This window comes from Parasedimentitalea maritima (assembly GCF_005771405.1).
In the GTDB taxonomy this organism is placed as follows: domain Bacteria; phylum Pseudomonadota; class Alphaproteobacteria; order Rhodobacterales; family Rhodobacteraceae; genus Parasedimentitalea; species Parasedimentitalea maritima.
Map to the genome: position 1 here is coordinate 231,937 of NZ_VAUA01000001.1, position 16,590 is coordinate 248,526.

Annotated in this window: 18 protein-coding genes; 13 read left to right on the forward strand and 5 right to left on the reverse strand. The window is 54.7% G+C overall.

Features of this window, described 5'->3' with window-relative positions; genetic code table 11:
• Positions 1 to 525 precede the first annotated feature (525 nt).
• The 4 genes from FEE96_RS01100 (at position 526) to FEE96_RS01115 (ending at position 3,348) form a co-directional block, all read left to right on the forward strand.
• Positions 526 to 1,908: a DUF6638 family protein gene (locus FEE96_RS01100; protein WP_138161150.1), complete on the forward strand. Its 1,383-nt coding sequence runs from the start codon at positions 526 to 528 to the stop codon at positions 1,906 to 1,908.
• Entirely contained in the window at positions 1,909 to 2,175 is a 267-nt protein-coding gene (locus FEE96_RS01105; protein WP_138161151.1) for a hypothetical protein, read from the forward strand.
• A 10-nt stretch (positions 2,176 to 2,185) separates the two neighbouring features.
• A complete protein-coding gene (locus FEE96_RS01110; RefSeq protein ID WP_138161152.1) occupies positions 2,186 to 2,833 on the forward strand; it encodes a DUF1523 family protein in 648 nt (215 codons plus the stop codon).
• Positions 2,834 to 2,982: 149 nt separating this feature from the next.
• Entirely contained in the window at positions 2,983 to 3,348 is a 366-nt protein-coding gene (locus FEE96_RS01115; protein ID WP_138161153.1) for a hypothetical protein, read from the forward strand.
• A gap of 73 nt (positions 3,349 to 3,421) precedes the next feature.
• Here FEE96_RS01115 and FEE96_RS01120 read toward each other — a convergent pair whose 3' ends face one another.
• Positions 3,422 to 4,999, reverse strand: a complete 1,578-nt coding sequence (locus FEE96_RS01120) for a DUF5928 domain-containing protein (protein WP_138161154.1) — start codon at positions 4,997 to 4,999, stop codon at positions 3,422 to 3,424.
• A gap of 151 nt (positions 5,000 to 5,150) precedes the next feature.
• On the opposite strand from FEE96_RS01120, the gene FEE96_RS01125 reads away from it, so the two are divergent.
• The 3 genes from FEE96_RS01125 to FEE96_RS23945 are packed head-to-tail and all read left to right on the forward strand — an operon-like array spanning position 5,151 to position 6,761.
• On the forward strand, positions 5,151 to 5,969 hold the full coding sequence (locus tag FEE96_RS01125; RefSeq protein ID WP_138161155.1) for a sulfotransferase family protein: 819 nt from the start codon (positions 5,151 to 5,153) through the stop codon (positions 5,967 to 5,969).
• Between the two features lie 40 nt (positions 5,970 to 6,009).
• Positions 6,010 to 6,480 (forward strand): TSUP family transporter, encoded by a 471-nt coding sequence (locus FEE96_RS23940; protein ID WP_212744721.1) that lies wholly within the window; start codon positions 6,010 to 6,012, stop codon positions 6,478 to 6,480.
• A complete protein-coding gene (locus FEE96_RS23945) occupies positions 6,462 to 6,761 on the forward strand; it encodes a TSUP family transporter (protein WP_212744728.1) in 300 nt (99 codons plus the stop codon). Before FEE96_RS23940 ends, FEE96_RS23945 begins: the two co-directional genes overlap by 19 nt.
• Here the strand turns inward: FEE96_RS23945 and FEE96_RS01135 are convergent.
• The 4 genes from FEE96_RS01135 to FEE96_RS01150 form a co-directional block, all read right to left on the reverse strand.
• Positions 6,742 to 7,218 carry an NUDIX hydrolase gene (locus tag FEE96_RS01135; protein ID WP_138161156.1) on the reverse strand — a complete coding sequence of 159 codons (477 nt, stop codon included), beginning with the start codon at positions 7,216 to 7,218 and terminating at the stop codon, positions 6,742 to 6,744. The two genes, FEE96_RS23945 and FEE96_RS01135, sit on opposite strands and share 20 nt — an antisense overlap.
• Complete coding sequence (locus FEE96_RS01140) at positions 7,215 to 8,144, reverse strand: DMT family transporter (RefSeq protein ID WP_246079238.1); 930 nt, start codon at positions 8,142 to 8,144, stop codon at positions 7,215 to 7,217. The genes FEE96_RS01135 and FEE96_RS01140 overlap by 4 nt, the downstream gene beginning before the upstream one ends.
• 69 nt (positions 8,145 to 8,213) lie before the next feature.
• Positions 8,214 to 10,046 carry a dihydroxy-acid dehydratase gene (ilvD, locus tag FEE96_RS01145; protein ID WP_138161157.1) on the reverse strand — a complete coding sequence of 611 codons (1,833 nt, stop codon included), beginning with the start codon at positions 10,044 to 10,046 and terminating at the stop codon, positions 8,214 to 8,216.
• Positions 10,047 to 10,144: 98 nt separating this feature from the next.
• The gene (locus tag FEE96_RS01150; protein WP_138161158.1) at positions 10,145 to 11,341 is read right to left on the reverse strand and encodes a benzoate/H(+) symporter BenE family transporter; all 1,197 of its coding nucleotides are present in this window, start codon (positions 11,339 to 11,341) and stop codon (positions 10,145 to 10,147) included.
• Between the two features lie 102 nt (positions 11,342 to 11,443).
• Here FEE96_RS01150 and FEE96_RS01155 point away from each other — a divergent pair, with 102 nt between their 5' ends.
• The 6 genes from FEE96_RS01155 (at position 11,444) to FEE96_RS01180 (ending at position 16,554) form a co-directional block, all read left to right on the forward strand.
• A complete protein-coding gene (locus FEE96_RS01155; RefSeq protein ID WP_138161159.1) occupies positions 11,444 to 12,010 on the forward strand; it encodes a helix-turn-helix domain-containing protein in 567 nt (188 codons plus the stop codon).
• Positions 12,011 to 12,093: 83 nt separating this feature from the next.
• Positions 12,094 to 12,951 (forward strand): DMT family transporter, encoded by an 858-nt coding sequence (locus tag FEE96_RS01160; protein WP_138161160.1) that lies wholly within the window; start codon positions 12,094 to 12,096, stop codon positions 12,949 to 12,951.
• A 446-nt stretch (positions 12,952 to 13,397) separates the two neighbouring features.
• Positions 13,398 to 13,874: an SsrA-binding protein SmpB gene (gene smpB, locus FEE96_RS01165; protein WP_138161161.1), complete on the forward strand. Its 477-nt coding sequence runs from the start codon at positions 13,398 to 13,400 to the stop codon at positions 13,872 to 13,874.
• A gap of 37 nt (positions 13,875 to 13,911) precedes the next feature.
• Positions 13,912 to 14,400: a GNAT family N-acetyltransferase gene (locus FEE96_RS01170; RefSeq protein WP_138161162.1), complete on the forward strand. Its 489-nt coding sequence runs from the start codon at positions 13,912 to 13,914 to the stop codon at positions 14,398 to 14,400.
• Between the two features lie 115 nt (positions 14,401 to 14,515).
• Positions 14,516 to 15,370: a 3-mercaptopyruvate sulfurtransferase gene (gene sseA / locus FEE96_RS01175; RefSeq protein WP_138161163.1), complete on the forward strand. Its 855-nt coding sequence runs from the start codon at positions 14,516 to 14,518 to the stop codon at positions 15,368 to 15,370.
• Entirely contained in the window at positions 15,370 to 16,554 is a 1,185-nt protein-coding gene (locus tag FEE96_RS01180) for an amino acid aminotransferase (protein ID WP_138161164.1), read from the forward strand. The genes sseA and FEE96_RS01180 overlap by 1 nt, the downstream gene beginning before the upstream one ends.
• Positions 16,555 to 16,590 lie beyond the last annotated feature (36 nt).

Consider the following 16,590-nt stretch of genomic DNA (forward strand, 5'->3'; position numbering starts at 1 on the left):
GGTTGTGGAATGTGCAGGTGTCTTTTGTCGCTGGAACAATCAGGCACTTGAAATGGCAACTGTCAGGTCAGATTGAAGGAGAGTTAGGGTACTCATCTCTGCTCTCACACTTGGGCCGGGCGCATCGCTTGTGGTGTGGCGAAATGGTAATAAAACAATGAATGATACCTCTGTTACCATGTTCAACACCGGGTTGCCCTTGATAATTATCGGGGTTCTCGCCCTTGCAATACCCCGATTGCTTGTCCGAAAAACAACACGGTTGCATAGGGTCGCCGCTGTCGGCATAGCGGGCGCAAGTTTGTTATTGGTTATTTTGTCGGCAGGCGTATTTTTCCTTTTCGACAACCGCAGTTACGAAGCGCTTGTTGTGGCCGGGGGATATTCCCTAGCATTGCAATTTCTGTTTGAGGCATCGTGGAAAGCTGTCATCTTGTGGGGGCCTCTGGTGTTGCTAAATTGGTTGAGTTTGGCACAGAGAGTTGAGCGGTTGCGCGGGCAAGATTTGGCAGAAGGAAGCAGTCATTGAAACGTCTCATCCAACAAGGGCTGATGTTCGGCAACCTGTTCCATGTGGCCTCGCCTGCCTTGGTAGAGCGCTATAACCGTGCCCTGCAGCATCTGACCGGCAGGACCACGGCGCTGACGGATTTCCATGTGGACATCTCGGGCTACTCGCCTGAAATTGGCGATGAACTGGGGGATGATCTGTATCTGAACCATGCGGGCGTGAACCGGCAGTTTATCTTGCTGAGCACCGAGCAGAAACGCTCGCCCTTGCTGAACGAAAAATTTTCGGTCAATCGCGATATTCTGCGGCGCTTTATCACTGATAACGAACGCCAACTGTTTGCCCTGACCGCGACGGATGCGGTGGCGGGTGAGTTGGTGAACTCGGTCTTTGAAATCGACACCCCGGCGCGGTTGTTTGACATTCATAAGATCGAGATCGAGGCGGACACCACCAAGGGCACCCTGCGCCATGCCGAGCATCTGAGCGAGCTGGTGGACCGGTTCAAAGGCGAGGATGACGCCTGGTTTGACGATGTGCTGATCGCCGAGATGATCAGTACCGCCAAGCAGACCGGCGATATCACCCGCAACCCGGTCAAGCTAAAGCATGAGGCGTTTCAGCAGGACAATTACTGGACCGCGCATTTTGGTGGGCTGTATCTGTTTCAGGGGGTTGAGCACCCGGCGATGATTGCCAGTGGCGACAAACCGACGGGTGAGCTGCCGATCAAATATGTGTTTGATCTGGCCGAGCGGAACCGGATTGCCAAGTTTCTGGATTACAACGGTTTGACCGAACCGGTGGTCAAGGCGCGTGGCGTGGATGGCGCGGCGATCTTGCGGCAGAAGATGGACTTTATCGCCGCCGATGCGCTGGCCGCCAAAGGGCATGACTTGACCGGGATGCACCGATCAAAACTGCGGCGGCTGACGGCGAAACATGCCAATGACCTGCCCGAAGAATACGAAGGGCTGGCAGCGATGGTGCGCTGGGCCGAGAGCGGCGGCCGTTGGCCCCGGATCAGCTCGGATCATCCGGCCTATTTCTATTCGCTACGGGCGGCGGACACGCCGGATCGGAACTTGGTGAATATGCTGCTGGCGGAACTGAGCCCGCTGGATGTGCGTCAATTGTTCATCTGTCACAAGACGCTGTTCTATCAGCAGTACCGTAGCTGGCCTGAGGAAAAGAAGGCCTATGTGGTGCACTTCCTGGCCAATGAATACGCGGTGGACAAGGCCGGTGCGCGGGACGCGCTTTTTGGCCATGAACCTGATATGTCTGGGGGTGACGTCCCGGAACTACCGCGTGCAATGCCCAAGGTCCGGTCGCGGGAACGGATGATCGACCGGGTTGGCCCCTGGGGGGCTGTGGCCCGTGAAAGGAAACGCTAGATGTTGCCACTCTTACGTCTGTTGTTTGTTCTGTTGATCGTGCAGACGGTTGTCTATGTATTGATCTCGCTTTATTCGCGGGCCGTGCGCAAATCCAAGTTAAAACGGCACTGGAAGAAAAAGGGTCTGACGACGGACCGGGACGCTTATGTCCGGCGCGGATTGAAGCAGTATGATGGCTCGATCCGGCGCAAGCTGATCCTGCTGGTTTACATCATTCCACTGGGGGCGATTGCGCTGCTGGTTTACGTTATGAATTTCATGTGAGGGGACCATGATGGTCTATGTCAAATGGGTGTTTACGATCACCTTCTGGGTGCTGTTTGCATCCGTATTGCATTATACATTGCCGCAACACGATGTGGTCCGGGTTGTGAGCACTGATGTGCGCCGGGTTGATTTTGGCGCGAATTCAATGTTCTGGGCACAGCAGGATACCGCACAAGAAGGTGCGACAAGGATCAATCGCGACGTTCGGTTTGTTGAGGCCTTTTACGAAAACGGTAAACCGATGGTGTTTCGGAACGAAGACACAGGCTGGAGCTGGCCGCCGTATTTCAAGCTCGACAGCTCTAACCTGCAAGCGGAACTGACCGATCTGGTGTCGACCAAGGCCAGCCCGCAGTGGGTGGTTTTACGCCACTATGGCTGGCGAAATGAGTTCTACTCTATCTATCCAAATGCCGTGGCAGTGAAACCGGTGGACGGGCCTGACTACTCCGCCATCAACTGGTTCAATATCGTGTTCCTGACCATGCTGGCGGCGCTGTTTTGGGCGGTTTATGTGCGCTGGCGCCGGTTCCGCCGGGCGCGTATCGATCCGGTGCTCGAAGACATGGAAGACAGCCTATACGCAGCTGGTGATGCCATATCAGAAAAGCGCAGTGGCATGCGGCGCTGGTTGGATACCTGGAAGAAAAAGTGATCGGAGGCGGCGGGTAGGTGCTTGTGTGCAGTGGACCCCGTGAGATCGGATTCCACGCAAACACCGGCCCTCTATTTTGGAGTGAGGCAAAGGTAAGCTAGGGCGAACAAAGGTAAATAGTGGAATTATAGATTATCGGGAGTTTGACGATGAAACGTTTGATGATGACTAGTCTGGTTACGGCTGTAAGCGTATTTGCGTTTGGTGCCGCAGAACTGGCTGAGGCGAAAAATGCCAATAATGGCCGTGGCAAGCCGGGCACGAATATTTCGATTGGGGCGGGGAATGGAAATGCCGCCAAAGCCGTGCCTCCGGGGCAGATCAAACGTTATACCCGTGGCGCAAAGCTGCCAGGAGATGTGCAGTTCGATTCCATTTCTGATCTATCCAAATGGAAACTCAAGCCACTTTCTGGTGGTGAGAAGTACATCAAAGTTGACAACGAGATACTCAGGGTGTCGGACACGATGAAGGTGCTTGCGGTGATGGGACTGATTAGCGAGTTGTCAAACTAGGTCGCCAATTGAAATTGCAGAGAAGTGTTGTTGGATAGAAGTCACTGTCCGGCAGTGAACCAAATGGTTTATCTCAGTCGTCAAACAACTGGCGAGTCTGGGCAAGTTTCAAAGCCACTTCATATGGAAGGCTGAGGAATTCCACCAGTTTGGCGGCGTTTGTCTCGGCGTTGTCTGACTGGCGAATTCGAAAATGCCGACTGAAACCAGCATCGCGAATGCGATCTGCTTCGTGATTGATGTCGTTACGAATGGTTGGCAGTAACCGTTCCAATGTGAGCTGGGACGTCCGATCCCCAGCTAAACCTATCCGGCGCGCGTGGCCAATCAGATAGTCATCAGTAAAATCGCACTCGATTTGCAGCAGCCGCGTCATCGACCGGTCGGAAAAGAAATCGTGCATCAAGTCCAGGTTAGAAGGGTCCATGCAGACGACCATTCGATCACTTTCAAAATACTCAAACAGCATTCGCATCAGCGCACGGCGGTGACGCGCACGTTTTGCCAGTGAGGATTGAATGCCGCCAAGGTCAGGTAAGGGAGTGTTATCCTCGTCGAAAACGTAATCGATGGCCGGAATTTCAGTCTCTTGGCGTGTTTGATCCATCAGTCGCTTGGCCACGTGCCACTTTTTGCAGACTACGATCATCAGTTCACGCTCGCGCCCTAACGTGCTTTCGGTCTCCCAGAACCGCATCCCGAACCGGCGGCCGGCTCGGCCTTGGGTCGTGAGGAATTTATATAGGCTACGGCCTTCATTAGAGATCTGAAAGTTGATCCCGCGAGACGCATAGAGTTTGCCCAAACGAGATTTCAGCGTCTTGGCGTCTGGGCTGATTTTACGGGCGAACAAAAAATTCTGACTTAGCAGTAAGTCATAGTGATCATTATGAAATGTCACCGGCATTCCGTAATCCGTGAACATCAAAAAGGTTAGAGTTCGGGTGTCGATCTCGTTTTCGGGCACCAAGTGGCGCACAAGCGTCTGAAAAAAGGTTTCATCAGGAATCCAGGTGGTGCGGAAAAACCGCAACACATCCTTACGGTTGCGAAGGAAGTCGAGTATCCCCTCAACGGTGCGGCGGCGCAGACACCACCATTGGCTGCCAATCTGAACCTGGACATCGCCTGGGATGCGCCGTTTGATTCCAAGTCGTTTTTGAAGCTCAATGGCCCAGTAAAATAGTGATTTATGGGTGCGTTCGTTGAAGTAGTGGCGGTAGATCAACCGCTCTTCGTTCATTCCTGTTTTGATCCAGTCACTGTCAAAGAAGTCAAAGCTTTCGATGAAATCGGTCTCGTTGTCATCGAGAAACTGATGTGCGTATTCAGCGGTTTTAACCGCCATGCAATCGCCGGAAAGCATGTAAAAATGGGTGGCGCGGGGAAAACCGTCGATGGCAGCTTCGATGGCGTACAAGGTTGCCTGCACCAGTGACCATTCCCCCCAGCCACATTTGATGCGCTTGTGGGCAAAGGTGACATTGGGATTGTCCTCCAATGCATCGCGGATCATCGTAAAGGACTCTGACTTGGCGCTTGCGTCAAAGTGGATGGACATGAAATCGCCTGCTGCAGTCAGCTGTTCAGCCTGCTGTATGATTGCCTCGGGATCTTTATGGCAGAGCAGAATATATGCGATTTTTGCCATAATGGAGACAGTACACCTGATTTCTTTGCATTGTAGTCCTTGATAAGGGTGAAGTCTGATTGAATAAACCAGTTAGTTCTGGTTTTTGCATATAGATGTCTGCAATCGTCAGGAACCGCGATAATGCAGCACGGGGTGGAGGTAAGAGTATATGGGATTTCCGGGCACTTGGATGACCGAAAGTGAAAGCGTTGTGTACCGTGTGGTGCCCAAATGCGCCTGCTCGACCATCGGTCAGATCATGTATTACTCCGATCATGGCGAATTCTTTGATGGCGATATTCATGATGCCAAAACCGGGCTGCACAAATGGGCGATGGAGGACAGCCAGGGGCCGATCACCCGTAATGTGCAGGGGCACCGCTCATATTCCTTTACCTGCGTGCGCAACCCATACACGCGGGTTCTCAGCTCTTTCTTTGACAAAATCTGCGGCATTCAGCGCAATGGGCGGCGTTATCGCGGCAATCTGGTGCCAAAACTGATCTATGACTATGGGATCGAAGTTGGTGGTGAGGACGGCAAACAAGAGTTTGACCAGATCCGCAGCTTTCGCCGGTTCCTGCTGTTCGTGCGGGACACCATTCGGTTTCGCCGCCCGATGGATCCGGATATTCATTGGTCTGCGATGTCGGGCCATGTGTCGACCTTCATCTGGAATGGTGGAAAATACGACAAGATTTTATGGACCGAGGCGTTTAACGACGGCATAGCCGATGTACTGGGGGCCATCGAAACACCTCAAGCCGTGGATCTGAGTGCGATCCCAAGGTTCAACGAAAGCGAAGGCCACGGCCCCAAACGGGCACACCCGGTTGAGGATTATTTTGACGATTTGTCGATGCATCTGATCTACGAAATTTACAAACGCGATTTCGAGCTGTTCAAATACGACTTCGAAGACCCATCGAACAAGATGCCGATTGGCGAGATCGATTTGGATGAGGTGCACGCCAAGCTGGGGGAATAACCCCCGCTATCCGAAGCTCGTAGAGTAGGCTCTCCATAAAATGCTTGATGCAGGAACCATCCTCCTGACCCTGTCGGGGGTTTTTGTCATTGCCTTTATGAAGGGCGGCTTTGGCGGAGGGTTTGCAATCGTTGGCATCCCTTTGTTGGCGCTGGTCATGGATCCGTTTCAAGCCGGTGCTTTGCTGGCGCCGTTGTTTGTGGTGATGGATCTGGTTGCGTTGCGATATTGGAGTCCGGCAACCTGGTCAAAAGTGGATCTAAAGCTGCTATTGCCCAGCCTTTTGGTTGGGATCGCCATTGGCACCGCCGTTCTGGACCATTTGGATGCGCGTGCAGTTTCCATTGCAATGGCTCTGATTACATTGGCGTTTGCTGCAATGTGGTTTCGTGGTGGAACAAAGCGTTCAACGACCCGGAGACTCCTAAAGCCGTCGCCGCAGGTATCGGATCGGGCATCACAACTATGGTTGCGCACTCCGGTGGGCCACCGTTGGCCTTGTACCTGTTAGGATTAGGGCTGCCCAAGGCCATCTATGCCGGAACAACAAGCCTGTTTTTTACGGCCGGAAATCTGGTCAAGGTGGTGCCCTGGCTGTGGGTGGCGCAACCTTCTGTCGACACTTGGGTGCTCATGGGGCTGGCACTGCCGGTTATTCCCTTTGGCGTCTGGCTGGGATGGCGGCTGCACGAACGTCTGGATCAAGTTCAGCTATACCGACTGTGCTATATGCTTCTTTGTGTTACCGCCCTGAAGCTGCTGTGGGACGGGGTTACTGGCTATCTGGGATAACCAAGTCCGAAGAGTTTTGCAGGAGGTTTTTTAGACCTGTAGGGTAAAGTTCGGGCCCACCGATATCGAGGGCTTCGAGGTCAAACCAACGAGCGATGCATTCGACGCCGTTGTCTTCCTTAAAAGTCACGACATCCCTGTTCAGGTCGAAACTATCAGGAAGCTGTATTTCGGCGGCAAAAATGACCTCGTGGCCTGGGTGGCCTTCATGTTGGTATATATTCTCAAGAACAATTGGAGTGCCGGTTATTTGGATGGTTACGTCGAGCTCTTCAAGAAACTCTCTCTTTAAAGCCTCTTGCCATGTTTCGCCAAACTCAATTGTGCCGCCTATTGGTCGTACTCCTTTGAGATGGTCCAGATCATTATAAACTTCAGCTGCCAAGAATTTTCCAGCTCGCCAGTGAAGGCCGATTGCTTTTATCCGAATGCCAGCATGTGGACGCCATGGGGTCATTTCAGAGCTCCTAGAGTGATTGCTTTTTCAATTTTTGGCTTGGACCGGATCGAGGCAAAAGTCACCAACAAGGCTGCACCGGTGATTATTGCGGCACCAAGCAGACTGGTTGTGCTGGGCCATGCGGTAAATAGCAGGATGTCAAATCCGAGTGCCCAGATCAGTCCGGTGAAATCGTAAGGGGCCAGGGTTGAAACCGGAGCGCGGGCTACAGCTTCGTTTGAGGCAATGTGGCCGATACCACCGATTAGCCCGGCCAGGATCAGCAGTGCCCAATCCGCGCTGGTCAGGACTGACCAACCAAATGGCAAGGTCGCCAATCCCACCAGTGAGGCGACTAGGGCAAAGTAGAAAGCTATAGTGGATGAGCTTTCAGTGGCCGTCATCGTTTTGGTGTGGACCCGGACAAAGGACATGGTCAGTGCAAAGCCAAGTCCGGCCAACACGCCCACAACGGCGTCAGTGGATGGGCTCTGTAGGGCATCCCAGAGTAGGATGATGACGCCTACAAAGCCTATGATCGTAGCGAGGATGACTGATCGGGGCAGGTGCTCGCCCAATAACATTGCTGCCAGAGGCAAGGACAACACGGGGGCAAGGAATGACAGCGATTGAGCATTGGCAACCGGTAAGTAGGCCAAGGATAAGAACGAGAGGCCCATAGAGAATGCGCCAAGCAGGCTGCGGGTGACGTGCAAACCGGGACGTTGGGTGCGCAGGGCGGTTGGCCACTCTTGCCGGATCAACATGTACAGGCAAATTGGAATGAGTGCGAAGGCTGAGCGATAGAAGATGATCTGGCCGAGTTCTGCCGAGCTACTGACCGCATGAATGCAGGCAGCCATCGCGGTGATCAGAAATGTTGTGAAGAGCCTGAGGCCGATGCCCCAAAGCAGTTGGTGGCTGTCAGCATGCTGTGACTTCAAAACAAAAACACCTATTACACAAAAGAGCTCTGCCCGCCGTAATGAATGGCGGGCAGAGGATGTTTTGCCTTAAACTTGGCGTACAGCACCTTTGGCGGCACTGGTGGTCAGTTTGGCATAAGCCTTGAGTGCGGTGGACACTTTCCGCTTACGTGGAGCGGCAGGTTGCCAGCCTTTTTCATCTTGAGCCGTGCGACGCGCGGCCAGCACCTCGTCGGAAACAGCGAGATGTATAGACCGGTTCGGAATGTCGATCTCGATCTTGTCGCCGTGCTCCACCAAACCGATGGTGCCGCCCTCGGCTGCCTCGGGCGAGACGTGACCGATGGAGAGACCCGAAGTGCCACCCGAAAAGCGACCGTCCGTCAGTAGGGCGCAAGCCTTACCCAGGCCTTTGGATTTCAGGTAGCTGGTTGGATAGAGCATTTCCTGCATACCAGGGCCGCCGCGTGGGCCCTCATAGCGGATGACCACGACGTCGCCCTCTTTGACCTTGCCGGTTAGGATGTCGCTGACCGCCTGATCCTGGCTTTCACAGACATAAGCAGAGCCGGTGAATTGCAAGATGCTGGCATCCACGCCAGCGGTTTTCACAATGCAACCGTCCAGTGCGATATTGCCGAACAACACGGCAAGACCACCGTCCTGGCTGAAAGCGTGTTCCTTGGAACGGATAACGCCGCCTTCGCGGTCAGTGTCCAGCTCTTTGTAACGGTTTTCAGTCGAGAACGCCTGCGTGGTGCGTACGCCGCCCGGTGCTGCCTTGAACAGTTCTTCGGCTTCAGGGTTGTTGGCGACTTTGATGTCCCACTTGGCAATCGCTTCACCCATGGTGCTGGAGTGCACGGTCGAGACATCGTTATGCAGCAGGCCTGCGCGGGATAGTTCGCCAAGGATCGAGAAGATGCCACCGGCGCGGTGGATGTCTTCCATGTGGACGTTTTCGATATTGGGCGCGACTTTGCATAGACATGGTACCTGACGGCTGAGCCGGTCCATATCGGTCATGGTAAAGTCAACTTCGCCCTCGCTGGCGATGGCCAGTAAGTGCAGCACCGTATTGGTCGACCCGCCCATTGCGATGTCCAGTGACATGGCGTTTTCAAAGGCGTCGAATGTTGCGATGTCGCGCGGCAGCAGCCCTTTTTCTTCGCCTTCATAGTGGCGCTTGGTGATGTCGACGATTTTGCGGCCGGCCTCAAGGAACAGGTGCTTGCGGTCAGCATGGGTGGCCAGAGTGGATCCATTGCCCGGCAGCGCCAGACCCAGAGCCTCGGCCAGGCAGTTCATCGAGTTAGCAGTGAACATACCAGAACACGACCCGCAGGTTGGGCAGGCGTTTTCTTCGATGTGCTGAACCTGCGCGTCCGTCAGGGTTTCGCTGGCGGCAGCAACCATGGCGTCGACCAGATCGATCTTTGTCATGTCCAGGTCTTCGATGTCGATCTTGCCGGCCTCCATCGGACCACCAGAGACAAAGATCACCGGGATGTTCAAGCGCATGGCGGCCATCATCATGCCGGGCGTGATCTTGTCACAGTTGGAGATACAGACCATGGCATCGGCACAGTGGGCGTTGACCATATATTCGACCGAGTCGGCGATGATTTCGCGCGATGGTAGTGAGTAGAGCATGCCGTCGTGACCCATGGCGATGCCGTCATCGACCGCGATGGTGTTGAACTCCTTGGCGACACCGCCTGCGACTTCGACCTCACGGGCGACCATCTGGCCAAGGTCTTTGAGGTGGACGTGGCCAGGTACAAACTGGGTGAATGAATTGACGATGGCGATGATCGGTTTGCCGAAATCGCTGTCAGTCATGCCTGTGGCGCGCCAAAGGCCGCGGGCACCCGCCATGTTGCGGCCGTGGGTGGAGGTTCTGGATCGGTAAAATGGCATTGTGCTGTTTCCCTATGTTTGCCCTCAGGGACACGATTTGCGCAACAAACGCAATATGTCGAGGCGGTCTTTGGTTGTTTTGTGTCCTTTGACCCGATCTAGCGGACCTGAGGAGCCGATGCCGGCGCATTTGTTTCGGTTCGATTGGTCAGGAACTGGTTGACGACCAAGCCTATCACCAGTGCCCAAAAGGCGGCGCCAATGCCAAAGAAACTGATGCCGGAAACGGTGACCATGAAGGTAATCAGCGCGGCTTCGCGATTTTGGCTGTTGGACAGAGCATGTGACAGGCTGTTGCCAATGGTTGAGAGCAGGGCCAGGCCGGCAATGGTGGCCACCAGGGCTTTGGGCGCGATCAGGAATAGGCTGATCACAGTCGCGCCGCCCAGACCGACACAGCAATACAGGACACCAGCGGTGGCGCTGGCAAGGTAACGGGTTTTGGGGTCGTCATCGGCTTCGGGGCCAGCACAGATGGCGGCGGTGATGGCGGCAAGGTTAAAGGCGTAACCGCCAAACGGGGCCAGCAGTATCGAGGCAATGCCGGTCACTGTCAGGCTGGCTGAGACAGGTGGCTTGTATCCCGCCGAGCGCAGGGTGACGACGCCGGGCATGTTTTGCGAGCACATGGTGACGAAATACAGCGGCAGACCAACGCCGATCAGAACGGGAACTGAAAACTCTGGCATGACTGGCACGGGCAAGCTGAGGCTGAGGTCCAACTGTTGCAGGTCGCCAAAGGATCCGGACAGCCCGGCCCAGAGGCAGCCTGCTAACAGGACAACAGGTATGTTGTAGCGGGGGAACCAAAGTCGGCCGATAAGGAAACTAACACCCATCAGTGCTACAAGAGTTGTATCATCGTTGAGGGCCGTAAAGGCGGACAGTCCAAACTGGAACAAAATGCCAGCGAGCAAGGCGTTGGCAAGCCTGTCCGGGATCAGTTGCGACAGACGTTCGAACCAGCCCGTGAGGCCCGTCAGAGTGAGCAGGGCGCCACAGAATAGAAAAGCGCCTATGGCTTGCTCAATTGGTACATCTTTTAGTCCAACTACCAAGAGAGCAGCGCCGGGGGTGGACCAGGCGGTGAGGATTGGCATGCGAAACCAGAGGGAAAGTCCCAGACTTGTCAATCCCATACCCAGACCAAGGGCAATAAGCCAACTGTTGGCTTGGGCCTGTGTTGCGCCAACCGCCTCGATGGCTTGAAAAATGATGGCAACCGAACTGGTATAGCCCACCAACACGGCAATTGCCCCGGCGGCGAGATGGGAAAGTTTCAAACTTTTCAGCATGTGGGTTTTCCTGCGCTAGCTGGTCGGGTAGGGTTGCGTGCGTTATAGCGCACAATAGCCACCGTGCGCTATAACGCACAAGTCTTTTTATGGGCGGATTAGATGAGCGACGACACCATTACCCTTAACCTACGTAACATCCGGGCTGAATCGGGCTTGAGCCTGACCAAAGTTGCGGAGCTGACAGGGGTGAGTAAGGCGATGCTGGGCCAGATAGAGCGTGGCGAATCGAGTCCGACCATTGCAACGCTTTGGAAAATCGCCAAGGGGTTTCACCTGCCTCTTTCAGCTCTGATTGATGAGCCAACCCGAGATAAACCTGCAGGGGACAGGACATTCAAAACGGTACAGTTTCCAGGCAGCATCGCAATAGAGATCGTCTTTCCCTATGACCCGAGTTTTGGCGGCGAGACATTTCGGATCAGTCTGACTCCGGGGCAAACCCATGTCTCACAGCCGCATGAAGCGGGAATGATCGAAGAGGTCTTTGTGCTGGCCGGGGAGATGGAAGTCCTGCGAGAGGAGCAGTGGGTGCCGTTGAAGACGGGCGAGGGGATACGGTTTCGGGCTGACCAAGAACATGGCTATCGTGGCGGGCCTGAGGGAGCTGTCTATCTCAATATGCACCACTACAGGCACGCAGTTTTGTCGCAGGGAAAATCGCAATAAACTCAGTTGCTTCACTTGTGAATGACATAGGCCATGCCTACAAATTGCGATTGCAGATTGGGCAATTTCGGAAAGCAATCAATATGGAAACAGTTCGCGGCAGCTTGCTGATGGTGCTGGCAATGGCGGCTTTTGCGCTGGAAGACATGTTCATCAAGTCCGCCACCCGAAGTTTGCCGGTGGGGCAGGTCCTTATTCTGTTTGGCCTGGGGGGGATGGTGATTTTCATGATCCTGGCGCGTGCGCAGGGGCAGCGCTTGTTGCATCCGGCGATTTGCACGCGCCCGCTGTTGTTGCGTTCGGTTTCAGAGGTGATAGGGCGTCTCGGCTTCACGCTGGCCATTGCGCTGACACCCCTGTCTTCCGCCTCGGCCATCTTGCAGGCAACACCGCTGGTGGTGGCTGCTGGCGCGGTGGCGTTCTTTAACGAGAAAGTTGGTTGGCGACGCTGGGTGGCGATTGCGGTGGGTTTCTGCGGTGTGCTGATGATCTTACGCCCTGGCCTCAATGGCTTTGAACCTGCATCGATGTTTGCCGTGATTGGAACGCTGGGGTTTGCGGGCCGTGATCTGGCAACGCGAGCAGCGCCGCAATCGATGTCTAACCACCAATTGGGTATCTATGGATTTGCCATGTTGGTCGTTGCTGGAGGGGTCGCGCTGGGCTGGACAGGTGGTGCCAGCTGGCCAAGCCTGCAGCTTTGGGGGCAACTTGCTGCAGCAACCGTGATAGGTGTCATCGCTTACAACGCGCTCACCGGTGCTATGCGGCACGGTGAAATTTCGGTGGTAGCCCCGTTTCGCTATGTAAGGCTAATTTTTGCCATGGTCCTTGGCGTGCTGGTGTTTGGTGAGCAACCGGACACGCTGACCCTGCTTGGCAGCGCAGTGATTATTGGCAGCGGGTTGTTTACCGTACTGCGAGAACGTCAGTCAAAATAAGACGCTCGGGTCCTTTGATCAGAATCGTCAATGAATCCCGCCCAGATGGATTGTCGATCTGGAGCGAAATACCGGAGGCCGATGTGCCGTTTTTGACCTGGGGGATGACGCACTTGATTGCGCCTCGCTAGTACGACAAACGCCTAGGCGGGTTTTGCCCCACATGAGGGCTCCGCGAGAACGAAGAATACAGAAGCTAACCTTCGAAATTATAGGGATTGGGTTGGTATCACCGCTTTATGTCGGTTTAGTTGACGCGCCTGTTGCCAACAGTGCTCTACTCATTGCACTGCTGTCCGTGGTGCTTTTGCTTGGTCCCTGCTGCCCGGTCGGTGCTAAGATCGCACCTGGTTCCCGGCAAGATCCACGGATTTCAGGGGGCTAAGTTGTAAAGGCCGTCTCGCGCTGCCTTGCACCCGCGCGCTTGCCCGCTTACATCTGCCTTTATGGCCCAGAAAAAATCAGATCCGAATTACAAAGTTATCGCTGAAAACCGCCGCGCGCGGTATGATTACGCGATTGATGATGATCTGGAGTGTGGCATCATTCTGGAAGGCTCGGAGGTCAAAAGCACCCGAATCGGCGGAACAAACATCTCTGAAAGCTATGCTGCGGTTGAGGATGGCGAGTTGTGGTTGGTGAACTCTTACATCGCGCCATACGAACGGGCCAAAACGTTTAAGCATCTAGAGCGTCGTCGCCGCAAATTGCTGGTGTCGCGCAAGCAGATGTCTAACCTGTGGAATGCGACCCAGCGCAAGGGCATGACACTGGTGCCGCTGGTGATGTACTTCAATCACAAGGGGCTGGTGAAGGTAAAGATCGGCATCGCCAAAGGTAAGCAGAACCACGACAAACGCGCATCGGAAGCCAAGCGTGACTGGTCGCGGCAGAAATCACGGTTGATGAAAGATCACAGCTAAAGGCAAGACGTCCTTTTTTGTTTGCATGGGGATAGAAATGATACGTCTTCGCAAGATGCAGGCTGGCGAGTTTCAGGACTATCTTGCCTATTTCATCCCCGACTATGCGGCCGAAATCTCAGCCAACTACGATGTCGATCTTCAGGCAGCCCGTTTTCGGGCTGAACAGGAGGTCGAAGCGGATCTGGGGCAGGGCGTAGACAGCCCGGGGCAGGACCTGTTTTGTATCGCGATCGACGGGGCCAAGGATGCCCCGGTTGTTGGGTATTTTTGGTGCAAGCCGGGGGGCAACGGCGGAGCAGTCTTCATCAGTGACTTTTGTATTCTGCCTCCTTTTCGCGGAAAAGGTTATGCCAAGCAGGCGCTCGCGGCGCTTGAGGCTGAATATGCGGGCGCAGGGCATCGTGACATTAGGCTGCGTGTGGCTGCAGACAATGACCGGGCGCAGCATCTGTACCAAGCTGCAGGGTTTCAGGTGACTGGTATCAACATGAGGAAACCCCTTGCTGAAGAGCGAAGTGAATAACTTCACCGAAGTTTCAGTTAAAACCAAACACCAAGGGTCCGTTTCCCCCTGTCTTTTCCTTGCGACTTCCTGCTGCCGATAGTAGGCCTTGGACAACGCGCCTAGGGAGAAATTCATGCAGGACGATCCAAAGACACTTGTTTCCACTGATTGGCTGGCGGCTCATCTGAAAGATCCGGATTTGCGGCTGCTGGACGCCTCGTGGGTTTTGCCCGCGATGAAGCGTGATGCGCGAGCGGAATATGAGGCGGGCCACATTCCTGGGGCTCGGTTCTTTGACATTGATGACATTTCGGACCATCGGTCAGAGCTGCCTCATATGGTGCCACCGGTTGAAAAATTCATGTCGCGGCTTCGCGCCATGGGTGTTGGCGATGGTCACCAGGTTGTTGTTTATGACGGCCTTGGGCTCTTTTCAGCGGCCCGTGTGTGGTGGATGTTCCGGCTGATGGGGCAATCCAATATCGCGGTGCTGGACGGCGGATTACCCAAGTGGAAAGCCGAAGGTCGTGAGATCGAAGACATGCCACCAGTCATCCGTGACCGCCACATGACGGTTCGGGTGCAAAATCATATGGTGCGCGATGTGACCCAGGTTTCGGCGGCTGCCAAGTTGGGCGACCACGAAATTATCGATGCCCGGGCCGCCGAACGCTTCCGGGGTGAGGTTCCCGAACCTCGACAAGGGCTGCGCGCTGGTCACATTCCGAGTTCTAAAAACGTACCCTTCACAATGCTGCTGAACGCAAATGGCACAATGAAGCCCGTGGAAAACCTCCGCACTATTTTCGAGGCTGCCGGGGTTGATCTGAATAAGCCCGCGATCACCACCTGTGGTTCTGGTGTGACCGCTGCGGTCCTCAGCCTTGCACTGGAACGCATCGGCAAAAGCGATCATGCGCTGTATGATGGCTCTTGGACCGAATGGGGTGCCTTTCCAACTTTACCCGTTGCAACCGGAGAGAACTGATGTTCGAAACCCTAAAAACGCAGCCCGCCGACAAAATTCTGGCGCTGATGCAGAAGTTCCGTGAGGACCCTCGCGAGAGCAAGATTGATCTTGGTGTTGGCGTCTACAAAAATGCTCAGGGCGTAACGCCGGTGATGCGCGCCATCAAGGCCGCCGAGCATAAGCTGTGGGAAGAACAGACCAGTAAGTCTTATGTCGGCTTGGTTGGTGATCCGGCCTATTCCGATGCGATGATCAAGTTGATTTTGGGTGGTGCGGTAGAGCGCGGCAATATCGCTGCTGCGGCCACTCCGGGCGGCACTGGCGCGGTGCGTCAGGCGTTTGAACTGATCAAGATGGCCAACCCGTCGGCGCGTGTCTTTGTGTCTGATCCGACATGGCCCAACCACATTTCAATTCTGAACTACGTTGGGGTGGAAACCGTTACTTACCGGTACTTCGACCGTGAAACCCGTGGTGTGAACTTTGACGGTATGGTCGAAGATTTGAAAACTGCGGTTAAAGGTGATGTGGTTCTGCTGCATGGCTGCTGTCACAACCCCACTGGTGCCAACTTGAATGAAGTGCAGTGGAAAGAAATCATCGCACTGATGAACGAGCGTGGTTTGGTTCCGATGATCGACATTGCCTATCAGGGCTTTGGCGATGGTCTGGAAGAAGACGCAGTGGGTGTTCGGCTGGTAGCTGCCGGGACACCAGAATGCCTGATCGCAGCAAGTTGCTCCAAGAACTTTGGCATCTACCGCGAACGTACCGGTCTTCTGATGATGGTATCTAACGATACCGCAGCACAAAAACTGAATCAGGGTACACTGGCCTTCCTGAACCGTCAGAACTATTCGTTCCCGCCGGATCACGGTGCACGACTGGTGACAATGATTCTGAACGACGATGCCCTGCGGGCTGATTGGGCTGCAGAGCTGGAAGAAACCCGTCTGGGTATGTTGGGTCTGCGCCAGCAGCTGGCGGATGAGCTACAGCGCTTGTCCGGCTCCGATCGGTTTGGTTTTCTTGCCCAGCATCGCGGTATGTTCTCACTCTTGGGAACGTCCCCTGATCTGGTGGAGAAGATGCGTTCGGACGATGGTATCTACATGGTAGGTGACAGCCGGATGAATATCGCCGGACTGAATGCGGATACCGTGCCTATTCTGGCTAAAGCGATCATCGACGCTGGCGTCTAAGAAGCGCATCTAAGTAAAACAAAAGAGCGCGCCCCA